Source organism: Rhodococcus chondri (assembly GCF_036327435.1).
Lineage (GTDB): Bacteria > Actinomycetota > Actinomycetes > Mycobacteriales > Mycobacteriaceae > Rhodococcus > Rhodococcus chondri.
The window spans coordinates 1-9,198 of the sequence record NZ_JAUZMZ010000176.1; the positions used below are offsets into that span (position 1 = coordinate 1).

7 protein-coding genes and 1 pseudogene are annotated in these 9,198 nt (G+C 69.3%); 1 reads left to right on the plus strand and 7 read right to left on the minus strand.

Translation table 11 applies throughout. From position 1 onward, the window contains the following. Positions 1–85 precede the first annotated feature (85 nt). The 7 genes from dnaJ to Q8814_RS21810 all read right to left on the minus strand — a co-directional run bounded on the left by dnaJ (position 86) and on the right by Q8814_RS21810 (position 8,567). Positions 86–1,261: a molecular chaperone DnaJ gene (gene dnaJ, locus Q8814_RS21780; protein ID WP_330154068.1), complete on the minus strand. Its 1,176-nt coding sequence runs from the start codon at positions 1,259–1,261 to the stop codon at positions 86–88. 31 nt (positions 1,262–1,292) lie between these two features. Beyond that, the gene (grpE, locus tag Q8814_RS21785; RefSeq protein ID WP_330154069.1) at positions 1,293–1,958 is read right to left on the minus strand and encodes a nucleotide exchange factor GrpE; all 666 of its coding nucleotides are present in this window, start codon (positions 1,956–1,958) and stop codon (positions 1,293–1,295) included. Next, complete coding sequence (gene dnaK / locus Q8814_RS21790; protein ID WP_330154070.1) at positions 1,955–3,802, minus strand: molecular chaperone DnaK; 1,848 nt, start codon at positions 3,800–3,802, stop codon at positions 1,955–1,957. Before dnaK ends, grpE begins: the two co-directional genes overlap by 4 nt. Before the next feature lie 142 nt (positions 3,803–3,944). After that, positions 3,945–4,538 (minus strand): MerR family transcriptional regulator, encoded by a 594-nt coding sequence (locus Q8814_RS21795; protein WP_330154073.1) that lies wholly within the window; start codon positions 4,536–4,538, stop codon positions 3,945–3,947. Positions 4,539–4,627: 89 nt separating this feature from the next. Beyond that, positions 4,628–6,031 (minus strand): dynamin family protein, encoded by a 1,404-nt coding sequence (locus tag Q8814_RS21800; protein ID WP_330154074.1) that lies wholly within the window; start codon positions 6,029–6,031, stop codon positions 4,628–4,630. 35 nt (positions 6,032–6,066) lie between these two features. Further along, a complete protein-coding gene (locus Q8814_RS21805; protein WP_330154071.1) occupies positions 6,067–7,887 on the minus strand; it encodes a dynamin family protein in 1,821 nt (606 codons plus the stop codon). A 92-nt stretch (positions 7,888–7,979) separates the two neighbouring features. Next, positions 7,980–8,567: a hypothetical protein gene (locus Q8814_RS21810; RefSeq protein WP_330154072.1), complete on the minus strand. Its 588-nt coding sequence runs from the start codon at positions 8,565–8,567 to the stop codon at positions 7,980–7,982. 7 nt (positions 8,568–8,574) lie between these two features. Between Q8814_RS21810 and Q8814_RS21815 the strand changes: the two are divergent. After that, a pseudogene (locus Q8814_RS21815) lies at positions 8,575–9,198 on the plus strand (IniB N-terminal domain-containing protein); the annotation flags it as partial.

Genomic DNA, 9,198 nt, shown 5'->3' on the forward strand with positions numbered 1-9,198 from the left:
CCGGCCAGTTCGGCGGCCACCGAGATGACGTAGACGCGAGCGTCGGGGTCCGGTGGAAGATTCCGCGGTCCTCTCGTCTCGGTCATCACGCACCTGCCCATCCTTCACGCGGATCGAAACCACTGGCCTGTTCGGCATCCAGGTACGCGCGCAGCGCTTCGCCGGTCTTGTCGTCGAGGTTCTGCGGGATGGCGACCTTGACGGTCACGAGCAGATCGCCGGCACCGCCGCCGCGCTTGGGGACGCCGCGACCACGAACGCGCAGGATGCGGCCGTCGGCGGTGCCCGCGGGGATCTTCAGTCCGACCCGACCGTCGAGCGTCGGTACCGACACGGTGCTACCGAGCACGAGTTCGCCGTAGCTGACCGGCAATACGACGGTCAGGTCGTCGCCCTCACGACCGAAGACGCGATCGGGACGGACGTGCACGGTGACGAACAGGTCGCCGGACGGGGCGCCGCGCAGTCCCGCCTCGCCCTTGCCGGCGAGGCGCACACGCGCGCCGTCCTTGATTCCGGCGGGAACCCGCACGGTGATGGTGCGCGTCCGGTTCTGGATGCCGTTGCCCCGGCACGTGTGGCACGGGCTGTCGATGATCGAGCCGGTGCCGCGACAGTCGTCGCACGGTTCGGAGAAACCGAACGCTCCCTGATTGCGGGAGACGATGCCGCTTCCGTTGCAACGCGGGCACATTCGTGGGCTGGTGCCCGGTTCGGCGCCGCTGCCGTGGCACGTGGTGCACGGGGCGGGGTTGGTCATGCGCAGCGGAACGGTGACGCCCTTGACGGCATCCCGGAAATCCAGGGTGGTTTCGGTCTCGACGTCGCTGCCGCGCCGAGGACGGGAGCCCTGCGCACCGCCGCCGGCCGCACCACGGTTGAACAGGCCGCCGAACAGGTCGCCGAGGCCACCGTCGCCGGCCGTGCCGCCGCCGAACAGGTCGCCGAGGTCGAAGGTGGTACCGCCGCTGAATCCGCTGCCACCGGTCTGGAATCCGCCGACACCGCCGGGGAATCCGCCGGAGGCGAACATGCGGCGGGTCTCGTCGTATTCCTTGCGTTTGGCCGGGTCGGACAGCACGGCGTTGGCTTCGCTGACCGCTTTGAAGCGTTCCTCGGTTGTGCTGTCGCCGGGGTTGGCGTCGGGGTGCAGGTCCCGCGCCAACTTGCGATAAGCCTTCTTGATGTCGTCCTGCGACGCGTCGGGGGAGACGCCCAGGTCCTTGTAGAAGTCCTTCTCGATCCACTCCCGCTGACTCACCGGGCGCCTCCTCCTTCCGCTCTCGTTGTTCTTACTCGGTGCCGGACTCGTCCGGCGCCGTTTCCTTCGGTGTGTCCGCCGGATCTCCGTCGGTCACGGTCACCATGGCGTGCCGCAGGATGCGGTCGCCGAACCGGTAGCCCTTGCGCAGCACCGTCCCGAGCACGGGGTGGTGGCCGTCGCCTTCCATCTGGACGGCTTCGTGCAGTTCGGGGTCGAAGGCGTCGCCTTCGGCGCCGAATGCGGCCAGACCCAGCGAGTCGAACACGCCCGTCAGCTTGTCGGACATGGCCTTGAGCGGTCCGGTCTCGAGGTCGCCGTGCGCGCGGGCACGGTCGAGGTCGTCGAGCACGTCGAGGAACTTCGCCGCGACCGATGCCTTCGCTTCCTCGGCCACAGCGGTGCGCTGGGCTTCGGAGCGACGCCGGTAGTTGGCGTACTCGGCGCTCACGCGCTGCAGGTCCGCGGTGCGTTCGGCGAGTTCCTTCGCTTCCGGCGTGGCGTCCTGCGGCACGTCCGCGACCACGTTCTCGTCTGCTGCCTGCTCTGCGTTCTCGTCCGACGCAGGGGCCGGCTCGACCACCTCACCCTCGAGGGGCTGCGACTCTTCCGGGTCGCGCACCTCGAAGGTTTCGGGGTCGATACGCCGCTTGTCGGTGACGGTCACCGGCTCCTGCTCGGGCTTGGCGGCACTCACTTCTTCTCCGCGTCGGTCGGCTCGTCGACGACCTCGGCGTCGACGACGTCGTCCGCACCGGCCGCGGCACCGTCACCGGCAGCACCGGCACCGGCACCGTCGCCCTGCGCCTCGTAGATGGCCTGGCCGAGGGCCTGCGACTCGGTCGCGAGCTTCTCGACGGCGGCCTTGACCGCGGTGATGTCCGAGCCGGACAGAGCGTCGTTGGCTTCCTTGATGGCCGCCTCGACCTTCTCCTTGACGTCGGCGGGCACCTTGTCCTCGTTGTCCTTGATGAACTTCTCGGTCTGGTGCACGAGCGACTCGGCCTGGTTGCGGACCTCGGCCTCTTCGCGACGCTTCTTGTCTTCCTCGGCGTGCGCCTCGGCGTCCTTGACCATCCGGTCGATCTCTTCCTGGGACAGGCCGGAGCCTTCCTGGATCTTGATCGTGTTCTCCTTGCCGGTGCCCTTGTCGCGGGCGGTGACGTGCACGATGCCGTTGGCGTCGATGTCGAAGGTCACCTCGATCTGCGGGACGCCGCGCGGAGCCGGGGCGATGCCGCCGAGCTCGAACGAGCCGAGCAGCTTGTTGTGCGCCGCGATCTCACGCTCGCCCTGGAAGACCTGGATCTGCACGGACGGCTGGTTGTCGTCGGCCGTGGTGAAGGTCTCCGAGCGCTTGGTCGGGATGGTGGTGTTGCGCTCGATGAGCTTGGTCATCACGCCACCCTTGGTTTCGATGCCGAGGGAGAGCGGGGTGACGTCGAGCAGCAGCACGTCCTTGACCTCGCCCTTGAGGACGCCGGCCTGGAGCGCGGCGCCGACAGCGACGACCTCGTCCGGGTTGACGCCCTTGTTGGGCTCACGGCCGCCGGTCATCTCGCGGACGAGATCGGCGACGGCGGGCATGCGGGTCGAGCCACCGACGAGCACGACGTGGTCGATGTCGCCGACGGCGATGCCGGCGTCCTTGACGACCTGCTGGAACGGCGCGCGGGTGCGATCGAGAAGATCGGAGGTGATCTTCTGGAACTCCGAGCGCGAGAGCTGCTCGTCGAGGAACAGCGGGTTCTTGTCCGCGTCGACCGTGATGTACGGCAGGTTGATGGACGTCGACTGCGAGCTCGACAGCTCGATCTTCGCCTTCTCCGCAGCCTCGCGGAGACGCTGCAGGGCCATCTTGTCCTTGGTCAGGTCGACGCCGTTCTGCGACTTGAACTTCTCGACGAGCCAGTCGACGACGCGCTGATCCCAGTCGTCACCGCCGAGGTGGTTGTCGCCGGAGGTCGCGCGGACCTCGACGACGCCGTCGCCGATTTCGAGGAGGGACACGTCGAAGGTGCCGCCACCGAGGTCGAAGACCAGGATGGTCTGTTCCTTCTCGCCCTTGTCGAGGCCGTATGCGAGGGCCGCGGCGGTGGGCTCGTTGACGATGCGCAGGACGTTGAGGCCGGCGATGGTGCCGGCTTCCTTGGTGGCCTGACGCTGGGCGTCGTTGAAGTACGCGGGCACGGTGATGACCGCGTCGGTGATGTCTTCGCCCAGGTAGGACTCGGCGTCGCGCTTGAGCTTCATCAGCGTGCGGGCGCTGATTTCCTGGGACGTGTACTTCTTACCGTCGATGTCGACGTTCCAGTCCGTGCCGATGTGGCGCTTGACCGAACGGATGGTGCGGTCGACGTTGGTGACCGCCTGGTTCTTGGCGGGCTGACCCACCAGAACCTCACCGTTCTTCGCGAACGCGACGACCGACGGGGTGGTGCGTGAACCCTCGGAGTTGGCGACCACAACGGGCTCGCCGCCTTCCAGAACGGAAACGACCGAGTTGGTGGTTCCGAGGTCGATGCCGACCGCACGAGCCATAATTTCCTCCAAGTGCTGTTCGCCGCGATGCAAGCCGCACCGCGTCAACTTTTGTGCTCACTATGAGCCTGTTCGACTCAACTGAGCGCAGTCGACTCAAGCTTGCACCCGACCGGTTTTCCGCGTCAAGTGAAGTTGAGCCTTATTCGCTCAAGTTGTCTGACACATCCAACGGCAGCCTCGGGAAATTTGTTCCGGGCATGGCATGGATCACACCGGAAACCACGAAAGGGCGGCGCACCGACCGGTGCGCCGCCCTCTCGCTCCTCGCGCGCCGCTCGGCCAGGTCGGCCAGCTGCAAGTCGCTGAAGTACTTCTTCACCGTGTCGTCCACCATGACCACTCCTCGGATCAATTCCAGGAAGTCCGCGGTCGATGCGTTCGCCGAGGTCCGCGCAGCCTCGGACAGGGTCACCACGTGAGCCCGCAGTCGCCGTGTCGCGATCAAGCGCTCGTCCAGGTACTGCCGGTGTGCTGCCAGCACCTCCTGCAGCGACGCCGCTCCGGCCACCACGGTCGCGACCACCTCCAGCGACAACCCGAGCTGGCGCAACGCCAGGACCTGATACAACCGCTGCACGTCGTCTTCCTCGTACAGCCGATGCCCCGACGCGGTGCGCCCCGACGGCTGCACCAGACCGATGTGGTCGTAGTGGTGCAACGTCCGGACCGTCAGTCCCGTCTCCGCAGCGAGCTGCCCGACCTTCCATACCTGCCCGAAACCGGCCTTCTGCATCTCCACTCGCTTCCACCGGCGCCCGTGCGCCGGCAGAGCCGACGCTATGACCTCACGTAACGTCAGGATCAAGCCGAAAATCCACGACGTCAACGCAGCGCGGTGACCACCCCTTCGGCGCTCCGCGCCGCGACGGCCGCGGCCCGGGCGGTGAACGGATCGAGCAGCGGATGCTCGGCACGGGCCCGCCACGAATGCACCGCCGCGACGGCCGCCGCGCGCAGCTGGGCGGGCGCCGCATCGGCCGGCAACCCGAGGCGCTGCGTCGCGCCGATCCCGAAACCACCGATGAGGCGCTGCAGTTCGGCGAGCTCGGCATCGGGTAGCGCCGCCGGCGCCGATCGCAGCCGCCCCAGCAGTCGCAGCTCGGCGAACCCGTGCTGGTCGGCGAGTTCGCGCCGCACCGCTGCCAGCAGCTGCCGGTCGCCGCACGCACACAGCACCCGTTCGAGGGCGAGCAGCGCCGAATGGGTCTTGAGCTGCTCGGCGCGCTGACCGAACTGCACATCGATCACGTGCCGCAGCTCGTCGAGACCGCTGCGTGCCACCAGTTCGGCTGCGAGCGAAGGCGAATCACGCACTCCGAGCTGCACGAGCGCAACGGCCATGCGGATTCCGAACAGTCCGAACCGGTCGACGAGTTGTGCCCGCATCTCCGGCGCCACCGGCAGCGGGATGTCGGGGCGTGCGAATCGGTCGGCCGACAGCATCGCCACCTGCATCTGCTCGGCGGGCACTCGGGAAAGGGCTTCGAACGCGGCGAACTCGCTCTGCCGCAAGGTCCGCGCGGCCAGCGCCAGCAACCCGGCAACCGGAACGACGGCCTGGCACGACCCGGTGCCTTCGAGCTCACCGGTGAACCGCGACGCCACCTCCGTGGCCGACATCATCGCGTCGGCCCGGCCCGCGCCCACCTCGTCGGCCCGCGACACCACCCCGATCACCCCGAGCGGGCCGGATCCACCACCGACGTGCCGTCCGATACGGTCGAGGAACTCGACGTCGGCGGCGCCGAGGGTGCGCATGAGGTAAACCACGGCATCGGCACCGGATGCGGCGTCCGCCGGTGTCAGCAGCGCCAGGGTGCGCGCCGACACCTCCCGCGACAGCGACGAGGTGCCCGGTGTGTCGATGATGGTGGTCTGTGCCAGAGCGCTCGCGGGCCATTCGACGTCGATGCGGTCGACGCGGTCGGCGGTCAGCTCCCCCAGTTCGAACGTCAGCCGGCCGTCGTGCCGCTGCACCGGCACGGCCAGCGAGCGCGTCCCGTCGTACCGGGCCGTGACGGACGGTGTCGAGCCGTGGCGATACCACGTGACGACGCGCGTGCACTCCGTCGCGTCGGTAGGGGCGATATCTTGCCCCACAAGCGCATTGAGCAACGTCGACTTGCCTGCCTTCAGCGATCCCGCGAGTGCCACCCGCAGGGGCTGATCGAGCCGCGCGGCGCATTCGGCCAGCTGCGGGCCCACGGTCGCATCGGCCCCGTACATCGCCTGCGCCTGGGCCACCAGGCGGCGTGCGGCGCTCACGCGGGCGCTCCGGAGAGCCGTGCCGCCCGGGTGCGGAGATCGGTCGACACCGCGACGTGCGCGTCGAGTTCTGCGATGCGCTGCTGCCGTTCCCGGTGTTCGATGGTCGCCGCGTCCTTGGCCGCTTCGAGCGACTCCGACAGCGACCGCAACGTCTGGTCCGCGATCTCGGTGAAGTGATCGCGGAGCCGGCGCTGAATCCACCGCAGCCGGTCCTTCGATTCCTTTCCGACCTGGAAGCTGACGTCGTCGGTGAACTTGCGGATGGCGACCTTCGCGTCGGCGCGGCGCTTGGCGACGCGCGCCTGCTTGTCGTCACGGTACGCCTTGGTGCCCAGCACCACTCCGGCACCCACCGAAATGGGGTTGACCAGCGCCATGCCCATCAGCGTGGTGACCAGACCGAACATCAGGACACCGCCGTACGACCCCTTCATCCCGACCAGCACCTTCTGACCCACCCCGATCCGTCCCGATTCGAGGTCGGCCAGACCTTCGACGGGTTCGAGCAGTCCGGACAGATCGGCAAGATGCAGCGCCGGCAACTGCGCGGCATCGTCGATGGCGAAATGCCCGGACACCGTCTCGGCCAGCGTCAGCGCACGCTCGTGCGCCCACACGAAGTTGTCCCCCACCGATTCGGCGACCTGCTCCCCCAGCCACTGTCCGAGCCGCGGCCACTCGCTGCCCGGGTCGCACTCGTCGACGGCGGCTTCGGCGTCCCGCGTGACCCGTCGCAAGCGGTCCCGCAGGTCGTGGTCGATGTCGGCGGCCAGATCGGCAATGCCGTCGGCGAGGGTGGTCTGCCACCGTGCCGCGCGGGTGCGCAACGCCTCGGCAGTTGCCTTCGCGCGCTGCAGTTCCGCGACGGCGGCCGCCCCCGCGTCGGGCTCACGCAACGCGGCGAGCTCGCTGGCGAGACTCAGAGCGATGTGTTCGACGACGGTGCCGACGTCGTGTGCCACCGCCGACCGTGCCGCGTCGGCGTTGCGGGCGATGACCTGTTCGCGCAGGAACTCGTAGACGCCGGCGAATCCGGATTCCTCCTGCAGCGACGCATCGTTCGTGCGGAGCGCGAATTCGCGCAGCAGCGACGACACTGCCAGTAGCGGCAGGTCGAGGCCGGCGCGCTGCAGGTGCGCGCGGTCGGCGGCGACGATGTCGCGCCAGTGCGGATACAGATCGGTTTTGGTGAGCAGCACCGCCGACCCCGGGCACAGGCTGTGCACCTGGCGCAGAAAGCTCATCTCCGGCGCCGTGAACTCCTGGCTTGTATCGGACACCACGAACACGGCGTCCGCGGACGCCAGCAGCCCCAATGTCGCTGCGGTGTGCGGGTTCCCGTGGCCCCCGACACCGGGGGTATCGACGAACACCAGCCCGTCGGCAAGGAGCGGACTGGGCGCATGCACTTCGAGACGCCGCATTTCCCGGCCACCGGCGTGCGGGCTGCCCGGCCCGACGTGGGCGATCTCGTCGAGGGGGATCTCGACGCGGTCGGGTTCGCCGCCGGCGAGCACCAGTTCCGCGAACATGCGATCGGAGTGCTGCACGAACGTCGGCACCGCCGTCGCCTCGTCGTCACCGACCGAGCACACCTCGAGTCCCAGCAGGGCATTGAGGAACCGGCTCTTCCCCTGATTGAGCGGCCCGACCACGACCACCCTCAGACGCGGATCGACAACGCGGGTACGCGCTGCGTCGAGTCGGGCAGCCAGATCGTCGCGTCCCACCGTGCGGGCGTGCACGGTGGCCGCGTCGATCAGGTCGACGAGTGCCACGCGGCGCGCGGCGGGATCTGCTGATGAATGCTGCATGGCGCTGCGTCGACTCGCCTTCTGTCGTGGGCCGGCTCCGGCACATTATGTCCGTTGACATCGAAGAGCAGGGGAGCCGGCCGAGGAACCGGTCAGGGCAACAGATCGTCGAGGTCGGTGGACGCGGTGCCGTTGGTCTCCGCGGCGCCGTCCGCGCCGCCGAACAGTCCCCCGCCGAGTCCGGAGTCGCCGCCGACATCGCCGGACACCGAGCCGAACAGCCCGCCGGAACCTTCCGCTGCGCCGAACACGTCCCCGCTCAGCGACGACCATGCGTCCGGGGCGCCCGCGAGCTCACCGGACACAGAACCGAGCGGCTCCGAAATCCCGCCGACGACGCCGCCGCCTGCTGCGAATCCGCTATCGAGTGCCGCGCCGAGTCCTGCTTCCAGTCCCGCGCCGGCGTCCGCGGCACCTTCGAGTGCCTGCTCGCTCCCTACGGCGAACGCTTCGTCGAGTGCATACCCGAGCTGACCGGTGGCGTCGGCCCCGGCGCCGAGGCTGCCGCCGATGGTCGTCGCAAGTTGGCTGCCCGCATCCGCCGACAGGTCGAGCGACGCCGACCCGGCACCCTCTTCCGGTGCGCTCGCCGGGGCTACTGCGACGGGTCTGGCCGGGGCCGGAGCTTCGGGCCTCGGCCTGGGTGCCGGACTCGGCGGTGGGCTCGGGCTCGGCGCCAAGGCAGAAATGGGATCGGACACCGAGATCGCCGGAGATCTCGCCGGTGGACTGGGTGCCGCGCTGGAACTCGGTGGGGAGGCCGGCGCCTCGCTCGGTGCGGCCCTGGGCGCCGTGCTCGACGCGGGCGGGACGGTGACCGGCGACCTCGGTACGGCATTGTCGGGCACGCTGGCCGGTGGCCTCGGCGTCGGTGGGGATGCCGCCGCCGATCTCGCGACCGCAGTGAACGCCGCACTCGGAGCGGTCGGCACCGCGACCGGCGGTCTCGGCATCGACGCCGGGCTCGGCTCCTCTCTCGAAGCCGCATTCGGCGTCGGAGGCGATCTCGGCGCCGATCTCGGTGTGGCGCTGGGCGGGCTTCTCGATACGGCGATCGGTGCCGGTGGCGACTTCTCCGCGGCGTTCGAAGGCGCGCTCGCGGGCGGTGCGGACCTGGGTGCAGCGCTCGGTACGGCCTTGAGCGGCAGTCTCGACGTGGGTGCCGAGCAGGTGGGTGCGGTCGAGGGCGCCGTCGGAGCGGTTCTCGACGTGGCAACCGGGCTGGCCGGGGAAATCGACCTCGACGCAGCCGCCGATGCGGCGGCCGGCGCGACCGCCGGCCTCGGGGCATCGCTCGCTTCTTCTCTCCGA

Bases quoted from the DNA above. Each gene is read 5' to 3' on its own strand.
- dnaK (WP_330154070.1), bottom strand. From the start codon at position 3,802: ATGGCTCGTGCGGTCGGCATCGACCTCGGAACCACCAACTCGGTCGTT.
- Q8814_RS21795 (WP_330154073.1), bottom strand. From the start codon at position 4,538: ATGCAGAAGGCCGGTTTCGGGCAGGTATGGAAGGTCGGGCAGCTCGCT.
- Q8814_RS21800 (WP_330154074.1), bottom strand. From the start codon at position 6,031: ATGTACGGGGCCGATGCGACCGTGGGCCCGCAGCTGGCCGAATGCGCC.
- Q8814_RS21805 (WP_330154071.1), bottom strand. From the start codon at position 7,887: ATGCAGCATTCATCAGCAGATCCCGCCGCGCGCCGCGTGGCACTCGTC.